16 protein-coding genes and 1 pseudogene are annotated in these 16,710 nt (G+C 55.1%); 3 read left to right on the forward strand and 14 right to left on the reverse strand.

Annotated features, from left to right (window positions below):
* Window positions 1–6: 6 nt before the first annotated feature.
* From chbG to osmE, 7 genes and pseudogenes are all read right to left on the reverse strand, one after another.
* Entirely contained in the window at window positions 7–756 is a 750-nt protein-coding gene (chbG, locus tag AC4OVS_RS13145; protein WP_046618282.1) for a chitin disaccharide deacetylase, read from the reverse strand.
* A gap of 11 nt (window positions 757–767) precedes the next feature.
* The gene (locus AC4OVS_RS13150) at window positions 768–2,123 is read right to left on the reverse strand and encodes a 6-phospho-beta-glucosidase (RefSeq protein WP_022647822.1); all 1,356 of its coding nucleotides are present in this window, start codon (window positions 2,121–2,123) and stop codon (window positions 768–770) included.
* A gap of 108 nt (window positions 2,124–2,231) precedes the next feature.
* Window positions 2,232–3,077 carry a transcriptional regulator ChbR gene (chbR, locus tag AC4OVS_RS13155; protein ID WP_255248587.1) on the reverse strand — a complete coding sequence of 282 codons (846 nt, stop codon included), beginning with the start codon at window positions 3,075–3,077 and terminating at the stop codon, window positions 2,232–2,234.
* A gap of 2 nt (window positions 3,078–3,079) precedes the next feature.
* On the reverse strand, window positions 3,080–3,427 hold the full coding sequence (gene chbA / locus AC4OVS_RS13160) for a PTS N,N'-diacetylchitobiose transporter subunit IIA (RefSeq protein ID WP_126314787.1): 348 nt from the start codon (window positions 3,425–3,427) through the stop codon (window positions 3,080–3,082).
* Window positions 3,428–3,474: 47 nt separating this feature from the next.
* Window positions 3,475–4,833 carry a PTS N,N'-diacetylchitobiose transporter subunit IIC gene (chbC, locus tag AC4OVS_RS13165; RefSeq protein WP_017384664.1) on the reverse strand — a complete coding sequence of 453 codons (1,359 nt, stop codon included), beginning with the start codon at window positions 4,831–4,833 and terminating at the stop codon, window positions 3,475–3,477.
* 80 nt (window positions 4,834–4,913) lie between these two features.
* A pseudogene (locus AC4OVS_RS13170) lies at window positions 4,914–5,243 on the reverse strand (PTS sugar transporter subunit IIB); the annotation flags it as partial.
* A gap of 269 nt (window positions 5,244–5,512) precedes the next feature.
* Window positions 5,513–5,857 (reverse strand): osmotically-inducible lipoprotein OsmE, encoded by a 345-nt coding sequence (gene osmE, locus AC4OVS_RS13175; RefSeq protein ID WP_022647818.1) that lies wholly within the window; start codon window positions 5,855–5,857, stop codon window positions 5,513–5,515.
* A gap of 231 nt (window positions 5,858–6,088) precedes the next feature.
* On the opposite strand from osmE, the gene nadE reads away from it, so the two are divergent.
* Both nadE and cho read left to right on the forward strand, forming a co-directional pair.
* Window positions 6,089–6,916, forward strand: a complete 828-nt coding sequence (gene nadE, locus AC4OVS_RS13180) for an NAD(+) synthase (protein WP_063849315.1) — start codon at window positions 6,089–6,091, stop codon at window positions 6,914–6,916.
* Between the two features lie 115 nt (window positions 6,917–7,031).
* Window positions 7,032–7,910 (forward strand): excinuclease Cho, encoded by an 879-nt coding sequence (gene cho / locus AC4OVS_RS13185; RefSeq protein WP_032624399.1) that lies wholly within the window; start codon window positions 7,032–7,034, stop codon window positions 7,908–7,910.
* Here cho and ves read toward each other — a convergent pair.
* The 7 genes from ves to astC form a co-directional block, all read right to left on the reverse strand.
* Window positions 7,888–8,445 (reverse strand): environmental stress-induced protein Ves, encoded by a 558-nt coding sequence (gene ves / locus AC4OVS_RS13190; RefSeq protein WP_022647815.1) that lies wholly within the window; start codon window positions 8,443–8,445, stop codon window positions 7,888–7,890. The two genes, cho and ves, sit on opposite strands and share 23 nt — an antisense overlap.
* Window positions 8,446–8,612: 167 nt before the next feature.
* A complete protein-coding gene (gene spy / locus AC4OVS_RS13195) occupies window positions 8,613–9,107 on the reverse strand; it encodes an ATP-independent periplasmic protein-refolding chaperone Spy (protein ID WP_022647814.1) in 495 nt (164 codons plus the stop codon).
* Between the two features lie 337 nt (window positions 9,108–9,444).
* Window positions 9,445–10,410: a succinylglutamate desuccinylase gene (gene astE, locus AC4OVS_RS13200; RefSeq protein ID WP_038415886.1), complete on the reverse strand. Its 966-nt coding sequence runs from the start codon at window positions 10,408–10,410 to the stop codon at window positions 9,445–9,447.
* Between the two features lie 9 nt (window positions 10,411–10,419).
* The gene (gene astB, locus AC4OVS_RS13205) at window positions 10,420–11,745 is read right to left on the reverse strand and encodes an N-succinylarginine dihydrolase (RefSeq protein ID WP_045307971.1); all 1,326 of its coding nucleotides are present in this window, start codon (window positions 11,743–11,745) and stop codon (window positions 10,420–10,422) included.
* Window positions 11,732–13,219: a succinylglutamate-semialdehyde dehydrogenase gene (gene astD / locus AC4OVS_RS13210; protein ID WP_045307970.1), complete on the reverse strand. Its 1,488-nt coding sequence runs from the start codon at window positions 13,217–13,219 to the stop codon at window positions 11,732–11,734. Before astD ends, astB begins: the two co-directional genes overlap by 14 nt.
* On the reverse strand, window positions 13,216–14,250 hold the full coding sequence (astA, locus tag AC4OVS_RS13215; protein ID WP_022647810.1) for an arginine N-succinyltransferase: 1,035 nt from the start codon (window positions 14,248–14,250) through the stop codon (window positions 13,216–13,218). Before astA ends, astD begins: the two co-directional genes overlap by 4 nt.
* Window positions 14,247–15,467, reverse strand: a complete 1,221-nt coding sequence (astC, locus tag AC4OVS_RS13220; RefSeq protein ID WP_022647809.1) for a succinylornithine/acetylornithine transaminase — start codon at window positions 15,465–15,467, stop codon at window positions 14,247–14,249. The genes astA and astC overlap by 4 nt, the downstream gene beginning before the upstream one ends.
* Before the next feature lie 433 nt (window positions 15,468–15,900).
* Here astC and xthA point away from each other — a divergent pair, with 433 nt between their 5' ends.
* On the forward strand, window positions 15,901–16,707 hold the full coding sequence (gene xthA / locus AC4OVS_RS13225) for an exodeoxyribonuclease III (protein WP_023299900.1): 807 nt from the start codon (window positions 15,901–15,903) through the stop codon (window positions 16,705–16,707).
* Window positions 16,708–16,710 lie beyond the last annotated feature (3 nt).

A 16,710-nucleotide genomic window follows, 5' to 3' on the forward strand; every position in this document is an offset into this window, starting at 1 on the left:
TTTTGCTCACAAATCCCTGAACGTCCCCAGACGATACCCACGCTCGGCAATCGCATACTTCAACGACGCCGACGTTAGCACGTCCAGTTCCGCCAGACGCGGCCAGCAGTAGGCGCTCTTAAGTACGATGTTATCGACAAACGCCGGATGCGCCATTACCTCAAGCGAGCGCTCCCCTTTTGCGGCGGAGGCATCCAGCACCTTCAGGAACAGCGCTTCGTCGATATCGTCGCCATAAAATGCGCTGCTGAACCCCTCCGTTGACGTCACCGCAACGTCCGGCAGTCCGCGCACCTCCCGATCCACGCGCATCGCCACGCCTTTACGTTTGGCAAATTCTGCCACAAGCGGGAAAATCGCCGGGATCATATGCACATGATGATGACTGTCGATATGGGTGGGCTCGCGGCCAAACACATCCACAAAGCGGTTAAACTGGCAATCCAGCTCGCGGACAATCTCATCAAGCGGCAAAGCGTCCTGCTCCGCCATTTCCCAAATCCATTTACCCAGTTGCCCGTCGCGCGTCAGCCCCGGCATCGGTGAAAGGGGCAACCCAAGCGTCAGCACAAAGTGCATGCCCACGCCCAGTTCGGGCAGCTCACGGCTTAACTGCGCCGCATGTTCCACCGCCTCACCGTTGATGAGCGCTGTTGTAGAGGTCACGACGCCCCGGCGACAGGCTTCGATAATGCCGTAGTTCTGCCCTTTTGACAGGCCGAAATCATCGGCATTGACGATCAGCAGGTTTTCCATCGCGCCTCCTCTTAACGGTGTGTGAGTTTCAGTTTCTCAACCGTTGCAGCAAAGTTTGGCAGCCATTTCTCATGCGCCAGGATCATCTCACTCGCGAGTTTTTCAGCGTCACGGTCAGAATGCACCAGCGGGCTCAGGTTCAGCGCCAGCAGCACGTCATTCAGCTCGCCGCTCAGGGCCGCATTGCTCGCCGCCACTTCAAAGCCTTTGATGGTATGAATCAGGCCCATCACCTTATCGTCGAAGTGGGTAATGCGGGGATGCGGTTTTGCACCCTCGCGCCCAAGGATGCAGGTCATCTCCACGGCCCAGTCTGCCGGGATATTGTCGATGTGCCCATGATGCGGAACGTTCACATAGTGCTCGGCCTGCTTGTCATTGTAAATGGCGTTGATCACTTCACACGCGGCATCTGAATAGTATGCCCCACCGCGCTGCTCAAGCTCTTTCGGTTTGACGTTCAGGTTCGGATCTTTATACAAATCAAAAAGCTGCTTCTCTACTTTCTGTACAACCTGAGCGCGTGCGCCACCTTTGTAGTATTCGCCCATTTCAATCGCCAGCATCTCTTTCTGCTTGAAGTAGTAAAGCAGATACGAGCACGGCAGCAGATTCAGGGAGCGGATCAGCCCTTCGCTGAACGGCAGATCGAAGATGTTTTTCACCGAGGCCGCGGTCAGGCGACCAGAGGCAACGCCATCAAGCAGCTCCGCAAAGCGCGATTGCCCGTTCACAATCACATCTTTGATAAAGACCATGTGGTTCAGGCCGAACAGGTCAATGGACAATTCATCGTTATCGGTTAGCGCCAGCACATCGCGGATGAACATCTTCATGCCGATCGGAATATTGCAGACGCCGATAAAGCGTTTGAAACCGGTGTGACGATAGACTGCCTCGGTGACCATCCCGGCCGGGTTGGTAAAGTTAATCACCCACGCGTTCGGGCAGATCTCCTCCACGTCTTTAATGATGTCAAAAATGACCGGAATAGTACGCAGGCCTTTAAACAGGCCACCAGCCCCGTTGGTTTCCTGGCCCAGATAACCGTGGCTCAGCGGAATACGCTCGTCCAGCTCACGCGCCTTCAGCTGGCCGACGCGCAGCTGGGTGGTCACGAAGTCAGCATCTTTCAGCGCCAGGCGGCGATCCAGCGTTTTATGCACGGTTAAAGGCACGCCTGCTTTTTCAACCATGCGTTTGCACAGTTCAAAAATAATATTTAGCTTCTCCTGACCTTCTTCAACATCCACCAGCCATAATTCGCTGACCGGTAATTCATGATAACGTTTCAGGAAACCTTCAAGTAATTCCGGGGTATAGCTGCTGCCGCCACCAATGGTTACGACTTTTAATTTCTTTTGCATAAACTCTCCCTTAGCTTATCAGGGTAATCGCCTGCAAGGTATAGCGTACTCTTCCCGCTATTTGGGCAAGCCATTACGTCAATATTCCTGGCGGATAACCGCCGAAAGTTAATTAATTACCGTTAAATTTTTGCGGTAACTGTTCGGTGTGAATGAAGTCATTTTCTTAAAGGTTTTAATAAACAGGCTGGGGCTGCTGTAACCCGATTCGTAAGCGATATCGGTGACAGAGTAGTTAGTAATTTCCAGCTGTTTTTTGGCAAAATTGATGCGGATTTCATTAATAATTTGAACAGGCGTTTTACGGTAATAGCGCTGCGTGGCACGCGTTAAATATTCCTGCGATTTACCCGACAGCGCCACCATGTTTTCCAGGGCGTTATCGCTGAACTGTCCTTTGTCGTGCATCAGCTCCACGGTACTGCGCAGCCACTGAGGAATATCATCCACCACCTGCTGTTCTTCACGGTGATGGCGAAGACGGTTCATGACGTAGAACGTCACGGTTTCAATAAATTCATCAAATTCATTGTCGCGGAAATTCAGCGAGGCGATAACCGTTTCAATCCAGGTCATAAACTCATTTTTAACGCGATAGACCTGTGACGCCACAAAGCAGAACGGAACCAGCGGCAGATAGTGCTTCTCGAAGAAACGCCTGCTCACCCCTACGTTAAGAATGCGCGTCGCACCAAACTCATAAAAGCTCTGGTGATAGGACCCCATCGGCAGGAAGACGAAATCGCCACGCTCAAGCAGGACGCGCTTACCGTTAATCTCCTGATAGTAGCGGCCGGTCAGAACAATCGTGAACTCGTAGTAGTCATGCTGGTGCAGACCGCTGGCGCTCTCCGTTTTGTTGTAAATCACCACGTGAAAATTCTTGCCATTAAACAGCTGCTGCTCATGTGCGGTTTTGATTTCCATCGTGCTGACCTCCTGGTGCCTGTTCAGACTTACTGCATCTTCTCGTGAAGCTCGATGAGCTCCGCTACCATCTCGCGCGCCAGCATGGAGGTCATCAGGTGATCCTGCGCATGTACCAGCACCAGACTCACTTTCATCTTTCCTTCGCCCTGGTCGCTTTCGATGAGTTTCGTCTGCACCAGATGCGCTTCGTTTAACGCCGTACGGGACTGCTCCATCATGGTTTTCGCGGCAACAAAATCGCCCTGCTTAGCCTGCTTAAGCGCCGCATACGCCAGGCTTCGCGCCTGCCCGGAATTGATGATGAGCCCCATCACCACCTCTTCCAGATCGTTCACTGCGGTTTCTTCGACAACGATACTCTCTAAATCTAACATCTTTAAGCTCCTTTACGCTGGCGCGGGTTGCCCCGCGCCGTGCAATTTTAGAATTTCAGTGCGAGGGCGATATCCTCTTCGCTCTCTTCTTCATCGATAACCGTTGCAGCCTTGTTCGCAATCGCCACGAACGGCATGTAGAGCAGGGTTGCAATCCCGAGGTTGAATATCGCCAGCAGGAAGGCGGCCACGCTACCGTTGGTGTTGAAGAACGCGCCCAGACCAGCTGGCATCGTCCACGGCGCAATGTTGGTCACCGGCGGGATAATGCCCAGGTAATACGCCGTCAGCGTAATCGCGGCCAGCAGCGGCTGAACCAGGATGAATGGAATGAACATCACCGGGTTCATGATAATTGGCAGACCAAACAGGATCGGCTCGTTAATCTGGAAGATGCCTGACGGCAGGGCCAGCTTCGCAACCTGACGATGGTCGGCGCGGCGAGAGACAATAAAGACCGCGATGATCAGACCCAGCGTCGCCCCGGTACCGCCCAGGAAGATATAGGAGTCAAGCATCGGCTTCGCCCACACATGGAAGGTTTTACCGGCCGCCAGCGCCGCATCGACGGAGCCGTACTGCTGGTAAAGCGCGACGTTTTCCAGTGCCCACGGGGTCATAATACCGCTGTCCAGCGCCGCCAGTGCCAGTGAACCATGCACGCCGAAGAACCACAGCAGGGAGGTAAAGATGACATACGCCCAACCGACCACGCTACCCATCGACGCCAGCGGCGTTGAGATAGAGTCCATAATGATCTGGTGGAAGTTAGTCCCCCAGTGAGAGAGCGCCCAGGCAATAATCCCCATGATGGAGAGAATAATGAAGCCCGGTATCAACGCGGAAAATGAACGAGAAACGGAGGCCGGAACGCTATCCGGCAAGCGGATAACCCAGTTGCGGCGAATAATAAAGGTGAACATTTCGGCCACCACCAGTCCGATAATAATACCGGAAATGATGTTTGCCCCACCCAGCCAGTTGGCGCCCACGGCGTAAGCGTCGCCCACGCTGTACGGCGTGACGGTCATAAACGCGGCAATGGACAGTAAGCCTGCCGCCAGCGGATCCACCTTACGCTCTTCCGCCAGCGCCATTCCAATAAAGAAAGGCGCCATTAGCGACATAATACCCAACGTACCATTGTATACGTTGCCGCCAATGGCTTTTAAACCATTAAGGGTTTCAATAGTGGAAGCATCTAACCTAATTCCTAATGAATAAAAAAAGGAACCTTCTCCAAAGCTGAGAAAAACGTTGTTAATTAAAACGAACATTGCCCCGGCTAATGTCAACGGCATTAATTTAATAAAGCCGTTCTTAATGGCATTAACGTGAGGCTGCTTTCCTATTTTAACAGCAAAAGGAAGGAGTACCTTTTCAAGTGAAGCGATGACTTTACTCATAGGAAAATACCCTTAAATGCCGCAACGACCGTTACGGCGTATTGTGTGTGAAATAACTCTTTGACGGGAAAAATAAAAAATTAATTAGCAGCTTTTTTAATCGCCGCAACAGCAGCTTTTAATACACCTAAACCATCAATCTTGCCGTATAAAACGGAATCGATCACTTCGACCGGCTTATTAGGGAGCAAACGTTGAATTTCTGGCAGCATATAAGCGATTTGTGGCCCGAGTAAAATTACATCTGCTGTCTGGCCCTTTTCGCCCGCCAGCGTTTCCGGAAACGCCTCAATCACCACAGGGACTTCATATTTTTCGGCCTGCGCGCGCATTTTTGAAACCAGCAGCGAAGTGGACATGCCCGCAGAGCAGAACAAGTAGATATGTTTCTTTTCCATGATAATTTCCCTCTTATTGGACTGACCGCCGTCGCGCTATCAATCGACTCGCTATCCTGGCTGACGGGCAGTGTGCTGAACATTGTTTGTCGTTGAAGTGAGTATACGCAATGGTACAGGGAGGGGATAATTCTGGATAGACTCAAATTGTCTCTCATTGACCTGGCTTGTTGACTACCTTCACATTTCAGGCAAATATTTCGCGCTAAGAAATAAGATTTACGTATGCATAAAAAAACCGGCCATCAGGCCGGTTTGTTAACACTTTCAGGCAAGCGCGGTTACTGCGCCTTAGGTGCCTGTGGATCGGTGTCGTATTCAGCGCAGGTCTGGTAGCCCGAATTGATCACGTGACCGGTATCATCCAGGGCGACAAAGTAGGTTTCTGCCTTACCATTACGTTGACCCAGAATATAGGTCTGGCAGGTGCCACGCGCGTGGATCATAGTGACTTCTGAAGAAGGTTTACCGGCAATGGCTGCAACCTGGGAACGCGTCATGCCTTTTTTGACGTCTTTTACCACTGGCTGTGTGAACTGATCTGTGGTGCGATCGTAAGCTGTACACCCAGCCAGCATAGTCAGTACCGCCGCTGCGCTTAAAATTCCTGCTACGTTCTTGTTCATATTCCGTCCTCTTGTTTATCAGCGTGTTAACTAAGCATGGGATAAAAATTACTATTGTTCAACTTTGCGAGTTACGCCAGACGAATTTCGGAAAATTCTAATAAAACAACGATAAGCTGCTAAATCGCTGTAAAACAGTACACTCAAAACTGTGATCCTTGTCGTTTCCCCGACAAAGGGTTAGTTTTAACAGATCACACTTTCTGTTTGGTTCTGCATAGGGAGGGCGTAATGGCTCTGCAACAAGAAATTATTCAGGCGCTGGGCGCGAAACCTGCGATTAATGCCAAAGAAGAGATCCGTCGTAGCGTTGATTTTTTGAAAGCTTACCTGTCCGCACACCCTTTCCTGAAGACGCTGGTACTGGGTATCAGCGGCGGTCAGGACTCCACTCTGGCCGGTAAACTAAGCCAGATGGCCATCACCGAGCTGCGTGACGAGACCGGTGACATCGCACTGCAATTTATTGCCGTACGTCTGCCGTATGGCGTGCAGGCCGACGAGCAGGACTGTCAGGATGCGATCGCCTTTATTCAGCCGGACCGTGTTCTTACCGTAAACATCAAAGGTTCGGTACTGGCAAGCGAGCAGGCCTTGCGTGAAGCCGGTATTGAACTGAGCGATTTTGTTCGTGGCAACGAGAAAGCCCGTGAGCGCATGAAAGCGCAGTACAGTATCGCAGGGATGACCAAAGGGGTCGTCGTCGGCACCGACCACGCCGCGGAAGCCATCACCGGTTTCTTCACCAAATACGGCGATGGCGGCACGGACATCAACCCCCTCTTCCGCCTGAACAAGCGTCAGGGTAAGCAACTGCTGGCGGCGTTGGGCTGCCCGGAGCACCTGTATAAGAAGGCGCCAACGGCAGACCTGGAAGACGATCGCCCTTCCCTGCCGGATGAAGCCGCGCTGGGTGTGACCTATGACAACATCGATGATTATCTGGAAGGCAAAACGCTCGACGAAGGTACCGCAAAAATTATTGAAGGCTGGTATCTGAAAACCGAGCACAAACGCCGTCCACCCATTACGGTGTTTGATGATTTCTGGAAAAAGTAAAAGCAAAACGGTAACTCAGTTTTGCAGGCCGGGTAAGGCGTAACCGCCACCCGGCTCTTTTTTAACCACCAAACACCTGCTACACTGTATGCCTGAACAGTATATGGAGCAGTATGTGAGCAGGCGTCAATCCGCCCCGCGTCTTGAGTTTGAAGCGGCGGCTATCTACGAATATCCCGAGCATCTTCGCCCCTGGCTTGAGGCGCTGCCTAAACAGCCTGGCGTCTATTTCTTCCACGGCGACAGCGACACCATGCCGCTCTATATCGGCAAAAGCGTAAATATCCGCAGTCGGGTGATGTCGCACCTGCGTACGCCGGACGAAGCGTCGATGCTCAGACAGTCCCGGCGGATCACCTGGATCGAGACGGCAGGTGAACTGGGCGCGCTTCTGCTCGAAGCCCGGCTCATCAAGGAACAGCAGCCGCTGTTTAACAAACGCCTGCGCCGCAACCGCCAGCTGTGTTCCTTGCAGGTTAACGCGGGAAAACCGCAGGTTGTTTATGCCCGGGAAGTGGATTTTTCGCATGAACCGAATCTTTACGGTCTGTTTGCCAACAAACGTGCCGCACTGCAAACTCTGCAATCCCTTGCTGATGAATTACAGCTTTGTTACGGCCTGTTAGGACTGGAAGCGACTACCCGCGGTCGCGCCTGTTTCCGCTCCGCGTTGAAACGCTGCGCCGGGGCGTGCTGTGGAAAAGAGAGCGTTGAAGAACATCATGCCCGGTTTATGGCTGGCCTGGCCTCAATCAGCGTCAACTGCTGGCCGTGGGAAGGCGCGGTGGCGTTGAAAGAGACCCGCGATGCGATGACGCACTATCACGTCATCCGCAACTGGCTCTGGCTTGGCGCGGTTGAAAGTCTGGATGACGCTGCCGCCCTGCTGCGCACACCTGCCGGGTTCGATCAGGATGGCTACAAAATTCTCTGTAAGCCGCTGTTAACCGGTAAATATGAGATAGTCATGCTCAATGACCCGGCAGCCAGGTAATTTCACTGAACAGCAGCGACCCCTTCGTTTCCAGTAGACGGAGGGTATGGCTGCCCTCTTGCCAGCTGGCGCCCTGATCGGCGGTCAGTAATTTATCGCCCAGTTGCCAGGCGCCGCTTAATACGAACGCCACGCCACCGCGTGATGCGAAGGTAGTGAACGTCCGGGTAGCAACGCGCACTTTTGCCTGGCAGTGCTCCCGTCGGGTCATGACATTGAAATCCATCGACATCTGCCCCTCCGTGAGCACGGCTTTCACCGTCAAATCGCCCGCAAAGCCGTAAGGCTGATGGTGTTTCAGGGTATGGCAAAACGCCCTCCCCGCATCCAGCGTCACCTCGCCGCCTTCCAGCAGCGTAATCACCCGGTCAACGCCCGGAAACGCGGAGAATTCGCCGTTACTGGCGATGGAGGCGATGCTGGCCCGCCAGGAAAAATCCCGCGTCGCGGGAGGGAAACAGCAAATCTCACGCGTCTCACCCGCGCCGTTACGCCAGAGACTGACGGGTATTTTACGGATATCAAAGAATTCCATGACCACTCCTGAAGGACGCACCGTGCGCCAGGGCATTTTCACAGACGTATTATCGGCAACGGTAAGGCCAGACCTTAGGCATGGGGCAAAAGAAAAACCGCCGGTCCTGTCCACAGCGTTTTCGCTTGTGTAGACAGGAGCCCGGCGGTCTTAAGAGAGTGAACCGATTATTCGGCTGGTGCAGGCATTTTACCTTCCGGCGCTGCACGTTCTGTCAGACGCTTCTCAAAATTGGCATTAAATTGCTTTTTCTGTTCCGGCGTCAGAATGTTGTAAATCTTGTTCTGGGTTTCCATGTGGGCCAGCATGCGCGCTTTATGCTGCTCGGCCATTTTGTCGATCTGCGCTTCTGCTTTTGCTTTGTCGAAGCTGTCGCTGGCAATGATGTCATGCATCGCGCGGCGCTCTTCCAGCGGAGGACGTTTCATCTGGTCACGCTGACTTTTCCTGATGTCGCGGATCTGCTGCTTCTGCGCATCGGTCAGGTTCAGATCTTTAAACATCATCATCTCATGATGCATACCCGGCTTGCCTTTATGATGCATCATCATTTTGCCTTCTGCCGGCGCGGCGGTAGTGGTCGCGGTATCGGCGGCGAACGCCATGCTGGTAGCGCCCAGAGCCAGGGTAGAGGCAACAAACAGTGCAGTTAATTTACGCATAATGTCTTTCCTTACTTTCAGTTATTCTTCGGCGCTATGCCGTGTTGACGAGATTAACTTTACGGGGTTTATCGTCAATTAGTCAGAGCAACGGTAAAACAATGAAAGTATAAAAAACACGTTTTCGCCAATTATGGAGAAATTAAGGAAAAAGCGTGGAGAGATGAAACAAAAATATTCAACAGGATGATTTTAAAGAGATTATGGAGGAGTATAGCGAAGTGCCGTTTAATAATAAAGCAATTCTCCAGGAATATTCCGCAAACACTACCAGAGCGCTTTTAACGTTAAGAAATTAATTCTTCGTTTCCCCTCCGGTCTGCGCGAGGGGAGACGATCAGGGCATTTTTTCCAGCATCAACCCGGCTCGTAAACCAAACGCGACTGACGGGTTAGGAAATAAAACATATTCCGTGGGGTTCTGTACCGCATAGCGCGTCTCACCATCTTCCGCCAGCAGGACGCCCTGGCGAAACGGCGTGAAGTTCAGCGTATGGGGCGCCATATGAAGCTGGAAAGCTTCGCTTTGACGCGTGATCTGCTGTACGACCCGATAGCGCACGACGGGTTCCCGGGTGGGTTCCGGCGCAACCCCTGCGAGCAACGCCCGAAGCGCCTGATGCGTAGGGGCAAAACGCGTCAGGTCGTTTTGCCCGAACGGCAGCGCTTTTCCCAGCTCCAGCGTGCAGGACAGCGCGCCGAAATTCTCGCAGGTGAAGTGGGTAAACGTGCCGCCCGGCGTCTGGTGGAAAACCAGCGCTTCCAGTCCCGCGTCGCCAAGCCAGGTCAGAAACGCCTCATCCCACGGCTGATGGCGCTGCGGTAACACGCCAAAACGTACGTGGTACGAGGCGCGGATGGCGGTATGCAGATCGAGGTGCCAGCGCGTTTCCCCCGCCCCGGCAAAAAACGCCGTGACCACCTTCTCCAGCCATTGCGCACGTGTCGTTTCATCACTCTGTGGAAATTGCGCCCAGCGGCCACCAAACATTCGGTTGATGTCGCTCACGAGATACCGTTTGTTTTGCGCCAGCGCAGGCGGATTTCCCAGTACCACCAGCAGACGGCAGTGCAGCGTGATCTCTGCGCGATACAGCGCGCGCAGCAACAGATCGACAATCTCCACGGGCGCGGTTTCATTCCCGTGAATGCCGGTAGAAAGCAGCAGCGACAGGTTATATTGCCCCGTCGGCGTCAGTTCAAGCACGCCCGGCCCCAGCCATCGCCAGTGGAACGAAGGGCCTTCCCCCTCGTGCCGCTCCGGTGTCTCTTCAGCCAGCGTCAGCGCCAGAAAGTTTTCCATATCGTCTCCTTAGCGCTGGAACGGATAAACCGATCCCAGTTGCAGGATGGTCGATAATGCATCCAGCGCCTCGCGGCCTTCGCGCAGCAGCTGCGGATCAACCAGATCGGCCTGAACCAGACGGTCACGATAGTAGCGGTCCACCCAGTCATTGAGGGTATTGAACAGCGTGTCGTTCATCATCACCGACGGATTCACGGCCTGCATTTCCTCCGGCGTTAACACCACGCGCAGTCGCAGGCACGCCGGTCCCCCGCCGTTGGCCATACTTTCCCGCAGATCAAACACGCGCAGTTCATCAATCGGGTTATCCGCCTGTACCAGTTCGCTGAGATAGCGCCAGACGCCCTGATGGTTGCGGGACTCCTGCGGCAGCACCAGCATCATGCTGCCGTCATCCCGGCTCAGCAGCTGGCTGTTGAACAGATACGTTTCGACCGCATCCTGCACGCTTACCGCCTGCGTGGGCACCTGAATCGGCATAAATCCCGGCACGCGTTCGCGCAGCGTGGCCAGCAACTTTTCCTGATGGGCAAACGCCTGCTCGTGGCAGAACAGCACCTGACGGTTGGAAACGGCAATCACGTCGTTATGAAACACGCCCTGGTCGATCACCTGCGGATTTTGCTGGGCAAAAATCACCTGAGTAGGATTAACCTGGTTCAGCCGTGCAACCGCCTGGCTTGCGGCTAAGGTTTGTCTCGCCGGATAACGAACCGGCGCGGCGTGGCCGCCCTCTTCCCGTCCATAGATAAACAGCTGCAAACCCGGATCGCCGTAATCGCCACCCAGACGGTTGTGGTTTGCCGCCCCTTCGTCGCCAAACATCGCGACCTGCGGCAGCGCCGAATGCACCTCAAAATGCGCATCATGATTAAAAATGGCGCGCAGCACGCGCCCGGTGGTCTCCGCTTCGCTGGCGCGGTGGAATTTGTTGTTCAGGTTAGCGACGGTCAGATGCACTTTGCCGTCCAGCGTATCCGCCGACGGCGCGACGGTGGCGGCATTCGCTACCCACATTGAAGAGGCTGAACTGGCCGCGGAAAGCAGCTGTGGGGACTGCGTACCGGCTTTTTCAACCACCTGTTCATCCGTACCGCTGAAGCCCAGCTGGCGCAGCACGGCCACGTTCGGCCGCTCCTGCGGCGGGATTACCGCCTGCGGGAAACCGGCATCGGACAGCGCCTTCATTTTCAATAGCCCCTGCTTGGCCGCCAGCTTCGGGTTCGAGACCTGGAAACGGTGCTTCGTCGAAGCTTCATTGCCGAACGACAGCCCGGCATAGTGGTGCGTCAGCCCCACCAGTCCGTCAAAATTAACCTCACGCGCTTTCATGGGCGTCACCCTCTGTAAAATCCAGCCCCGGATTCAACGTCTCCGGCAGCGTCAGCGCCGGGGTTTCCAGGCTTGCCATCGGCCACGCGCAGTAATCGGCGGCATACCAGGCGCTGGCGCGATGGTTGCCCGATGCCCCTACGCCACCAAACGGCGCGGTGCTCGCCGCGCCGGTCAGCGGTTTGTTCCAGTTCACGATCCCGGCGCGCGCTTCCAGCAGCAGCTGGTCGAATTTCTCGCGATGCGGGGATATCAGGCCGCTCGACAGGCCGTAGCGGGTGTTGTTGGCCATCTCGATCGCCGATGCAAAATCGTCATAGCGCCAGACGCACAGCAGCGGGCCAAAGACCTCTTCATCCGGCACGTTGCTCGTCGCACTCATCTCAATAATCCCCGGCGTCAGCAGCGATGTGCCCGGCTGAACCAGCTTCGGCTCCAGCAGGGTTTTCGCCCCGCGCGCCACGTGCTCCTGCCACGCTTTCAGCACGTTCAGCGCCGCCTGCCCGGAGATCAGCCCGCCGATAAACGGCTGCGGCTCGGTATCCCATTTCGCGGGAACCAGACGCCCGCTCACCTCCACCAGACGCTTAAGAAACGCATCCCCCTGCGCGCCGCGTTTAACCAGCAGGCGGCGGGCGCAGGTGCAGCGCTGTCCGGCGGTAATGAATGCCGACTGAATGGTCAGGTGGACCGCAGCATCGATATCATCCGGATCTTCCACAATCAGCGGGTTGTTGCCACCCATCTCCAGCGCCAGAATTTTTTCCGGCTGCCCCGCCAGCTGACGATGCAGCTGATAACCCGTTCCGGCACTGCCGGTAAACAGCAGACCGTCAATGTCGCTCAGCGCACTCAGCGCCTGACCGGTTTCACGCCCGCCCTGCACCAGATTCAGCACGCCCGGCGGCAGCCCCGCCTGCTCCCAGAGTTTTACCACCGCTTCTCCGGTTAAGGGGGTTAACTCACTCGGCTTGAAGATGACGGTATTTCCCGCCAGCAGCGCAGGCACAATATGCCCGTTCGGCAGATGCCCGGGGAAGTTGTACGGGCCAAACACCGCCAACACCCCGTGCGGACGGTGGCGCAGCGTGGCGGCGCCGTCCGGCATCCCGGTATGCTGCTCGCCGGTGCGGGCATGGTACGCCTTCACCGATATACCGATTTTATTGATCATCGCCGTCACTTCGGTTGTTGCCTCCCAGCGCGGCTTGCTGGTTTCGCAGGCAATGATGCGGGTCAGCTCTGCTTTATTGGCCTCCAGCAGCGCAGCAAATTTCTCAACCAGCGCCTGGCGCTCGGAGAATGGCCGTTTCGCCCATGCCGGAAACGCGCGGCGTGCAGCCTGGCAGGCCTGCTCAACCTGCCCGGCGCTGGCGTCGCTCCCCGACCAGAGCACCTCCTGGCCGACCGGGTTAGTTTTTGTCCGCGCGTCACCTTCGCCCGTTACCCAGTCACCGTTAATCCATAAAGTCATGCTGTTTTCTCCTCAGGGCAGAGCCGCACCAGGCGAACCGTGTCGCCAGCGTTACATTTCAGGGCATCCAGTTGCGCAGCCGTCAGTACCAGACGCTCGCATGTTGGGTTGGTTCGCACTAGCATGGCGCGGAAGTTGGCGTAATTCTCGTTCGAGACAAGACAGGCTGGCCACTCGCCCGGCGCGGGCTGGCCTTCTGAAACCTCAACCAGGCGGCTTTTTCGGATGGCGCGTACGCGGTCAATATCGCATTCCAGCGTCGGACCGCCGTCAAAGATGTCGACGTAATTACGGTAGCGAAAACCCTCTTTCTCCAGCACTGCACGGGCCGGGGCGGTTTGCGGGTGAACTTCGCCGATCACCGCCTGCGCTTCCGGCGTTAAGAAATGGGTATAAATAGGATGCTTCGGCATTAACTCGGCGATAAACGCCTTCTGACCGGTACCGCACAGGTAATCCGCCCGGCTGAATTCCATGGAGAAGAAGCGTTCGCCCAGGCTCTCCCAGAACGGCGAGTAGCCCGTCTCATCAATTACGCCGCGCATCTCCGCGACCACTTTTTCGTTGAAGCGGTCGCGAAAGGCGGCCATAAACATGAAGCGCGATTTGGAGAGCAGATAACCGTTACCCTCTTTGCGCCAGTCCGGATCGAGAAACAGGGTGCAGAGTTCGCTGGCGCCGGTATGGTCATTACAGAGAAAGAGCGTCGGCAGCGCGTTGTAGACGTTCAACTCTTTCGAGGCGTGGACCATCGTGCCGACGCGGTAGTTGTACCACGGATCGTTAAGCCCGACGGCCACCTCGATGGCGCAAATCCCCGCCACGGTTCCCGTGTCGGTCTCTTCCAGCACGAACACATAGCCCTGTTCGCTTTTTGGCAACGTCCCCTGCCAGGTTTGCAGGGCGCGCTCAATGCGCGCCGACAGCGTTTTTTCATCGGCAGGCAGCGAGGTCAGCCCGCCCCCTGTCTTACCGGCAAGCTGCATAAGCCCGGCGAGATCGCCGTGCGCAACGGGACGGATGACCATCATGATGACACCCCGGACTTCACCTGTTCGCAGGCCAGCGCAAAACGATCTAACCCGGTTCTGACCTCTTCCTCACTGACGATCAGCGCAGGGGCAAACCGCACCACGTTAGCGCCGGCAATCAACACCATCACGCCCTGCTTTGCCGCTTCCTGTGAAATCAGCTTCGCTTTGCCAGCAAACTCAGGGGCAAGCTCACAACCTATCAACAGCCCCAGACCGCGGATCTCTTTGAACATGCCGGTCTGGTTATTGATGGCGGTAAGACGCTCAACAAACCACTGGTGACGCTGCTTCACGCCGCTAAGCACCTCAGGAGTGTTGATGATATCCAGCACCTGTCCGGCGACAGCGGTTGCCAGCGGGTTACCGCCGTAAGTGGTGCCATGGGTGCCCACGGTCATCACGCTGGCGAATGTATCGGTGGTCAGCATCGCCCCCACCGGGAAGCCGCCGCCGAGCGCTTTAGCTGTTGAGAGCACATCCGGGGTCACGCCATAGTGCATGTAGGCGTACAGCTCACCCGTACGGCCCACGCCGGTCTGGACTTCGTCAAAAATCAGGACCGCGTTATGCCGATCGCACAGCTCGCGCAGCCCTTGCAGGAACGCTTTCTGGGCGGGCATGACGCCGCCTTCCCCTTGCATGGGCTCGACAATCACCGCACAGGTGGTGTCGTCAATCAGCTCGCTGGCAGAGTGTAAATCGTTATACGCCGCATGACGGATATCCGGCGGCAGCGGCGCAAAATCCTGAGAATATGAGGGCTGACCACCCGCACTGACGGTAAACAGCGTGCGACCATGGAAGGCATTTTTAAAGGCTACGATGCCGCTCTTGTGCGGGCCGAATTTATCGTGCGCATATTTGCGCGCCAGCTTCAGCGCCGCTTCGTTCGCTTCCGCGCCGGAGTTACAGAAAAAGACTTTTTCTGCGAAAGTGGCGTCGATCAGCTTCTTCGCCAGACGTAACGCCGGTTCGTTGGTATAACCGTTGCCGGTATGCCAGAATTTCGCCGCCTGATCATTCAGCGCCTGCCGCAGCGCCGGGTTTGCATGCCCCAGCGCATTCACCGCAATCCCACCCGCAAAGTCGATATACTCTTTGCCCTGCTGATCCCACAGGCGAGAGCCTTCCCCACGTACCGGAATAAAAGCCGCCGGAGCGTATACCGGCATCATCCATTCATCAAAATTTTCACGCGTAACTGACAGAGACATAGCGACCTCATCCGGTAAATAAAAGGTTGTTTAAATGTTAAATAATTGAGTGTTTGCACTGTGAATGTAGATTGCAGCGTTCGTGCCAGCCAGCGATAAAAATGCATAAACGGATTTGGGTAACAGAATATCAATGAGTTACAATATGGAGTTATTCACTATTAATGCATATATAGTGAATATTTTTACAGCAAGCGGCGCTTTGCCGCACGAAAACAAGAAAGAGTATGCACATGCCAAATATAATTCTGGAATTGTGATCGCTCGCGAAATTTATCGGTCCTTTACGCCCTGTTCGAGGGCAAAACGCGTCGAAATGGTGCAAATATTGCACCGTCGGCATTATCTGTCGCAGTAATTGGGCGAAGCGGATAACAGACGACGTAAATTCTGCTACCATCCTTGCACTATTCACCTTGCATTGGCAGCGACTATGAAATTTGTCTCTTTTAATATCAACGGCCTGCGTGCCCGCCCTCACCAGCTCGAAGCGATTGTTGAGCAACATCAGCCAGATGTGATCGGCTTGCAGGAGACAAAAGTTCACGACGATATGTTCCCGCTCGAAGAGGTAGCGAAGCTGGGCTATAACGTTTTTTACCACGGTCAGAAAGGCCACTACGGCGTTGCGCTGCTGACCAAAGATACGCCGGTGTCGGTGCGTCGTGGCTTCCCGGGTGACGGTGAAGAAGCACAGCGTCGTCTCATCATGGCTGAGCTGCCTTCCCCGCTGGGTAACATCACTGTGATTAATGGTTACTTCCCGCAGGGTGAAAGCCGCGACCACCCGACCAAATTCCCGGCCAAAGCCAAATTTTATCAGGATCTGCAAAACTACCTTACGACCGAACTCAACAAAGATAATCCGGTGCTGATCATGGGGGATGTGAATATCAGCCCGACTGATCTGGACATTGGCATTGGCGAAGACAGCCGCAAGCGCTGGCTGCGCACCGGGAAATGTTCCTTCCTGCCGGAAGAGCGCGAGTGGATGCAGCGCTTGCTTGACTGGGGGCTGGTGGATACCTTCCGCACCGCTAACCCGGAGACGCAGGATCGCTTCTCGTGGTTTGACTACCGCTCTAAAGGCTTCGATGACAACCGGGGCCTGCGTATTGATCTGCTGCTGGCGAGCGCCCCCCTGGCCGAACGCTGCATCGAAACCGGTATCGACTATGATATTCGCAGCATGGAAAAACCGTCCGACCATGCGCCGGTATGGGCAACGTTCAAGCTGTAATCC

This window comes from Enterobacter sp. 4974935, assembly GCF_058661735.1.

Coding starts and splice junctions, on each gene's coding strand:
- osmE (WP_022647818.1), bottom strand. CDS start 5,857: ATGAACAAGAACGTAGCAGGAATTTTAAGCGCAGCGGCGGTACTGACT.
- astA (WP_022647810.1), bottom strand. CDS start 14,250: ATGATGGTCATCCGTCCCGTTGCGCACGGCGATCTCGCCGGGCTTATG.
- nadE (WP_063849315.1), top strand. CDS start 6,089: ATGGCTCTGCAACAAGAAATTATTCAGGCGCTGGGCGCGAAACCTGCG.
- chbG (WP_046618282.1), bottom strand. CDS start 756: ATGGAAAACCTGCTGATCGTCAATGCCGATGATTTCGGCCTGTCAAAA.
- spy (WP_022647814.1), bottom strand. CDS start 9,107: ATGCGTAAATTAACTGCACTGTTTGTTGCCTCTACCCTGGCTCTGGGC.
- astE (WP_038415886.1), bottom strand. CDS start 10,410: ATGGAAAACTTTCTGGCGCTGACGCTGGCTGAAGAGACACCGGAGCGG.
- ves (WP_022647815.1), bottom strand. CDS start 8,445: ATGGAATTCTTTGATATCCGTAAAATACCCGTCAGTCTCTGGCGTAAC.
- xthA (WP_023299900.1), top strand. CDS start 15,901: ATGAAATTTGTCTCTTTTAATATCAACGGCCTGCGTGCCCGCCCTCAC.
- astC (WP_022647809.1), bottom strand. CDS start 15,467: ATGTCTCTGTCAGTTACGCGTGAAAATTTTGATGAATGGATGATGCCG.
- chbA (WP_126314787.1), bottom strand. CDS start 3,427: ATGTTAGATTTAGAGAGTATCGTTGTCGAAGAAACCGCAGTGAACGAT.
- chbC (WP_017384664.1), bottom strand. CDS start 4,833: ATGAGTAAAGTCATCGCTTCACTTGAAAAGGTACTCCTTCCTTTTGCT.
- astB (WP_045307971.1), bottom strand. CDS start 11,745: ATGAAAGCGCGTGAGGTTAATTTTGACGGACTGGTGGGGCTGACGCAC.
- AC4OVS_RS13150 (WP_022647822.1), bottom strand. CDS start 2,123: ATGCAAAAGAAATTAAAAGTCGTAACCATTGGTGGCGGCAGCAGCTAT.
- astD (WP_045307970.1), bottom strand. CDS start 13,219: ATGACTTTATGGATTAACGGTGACTGGGTAACGGGCGAAGGTGACGCG.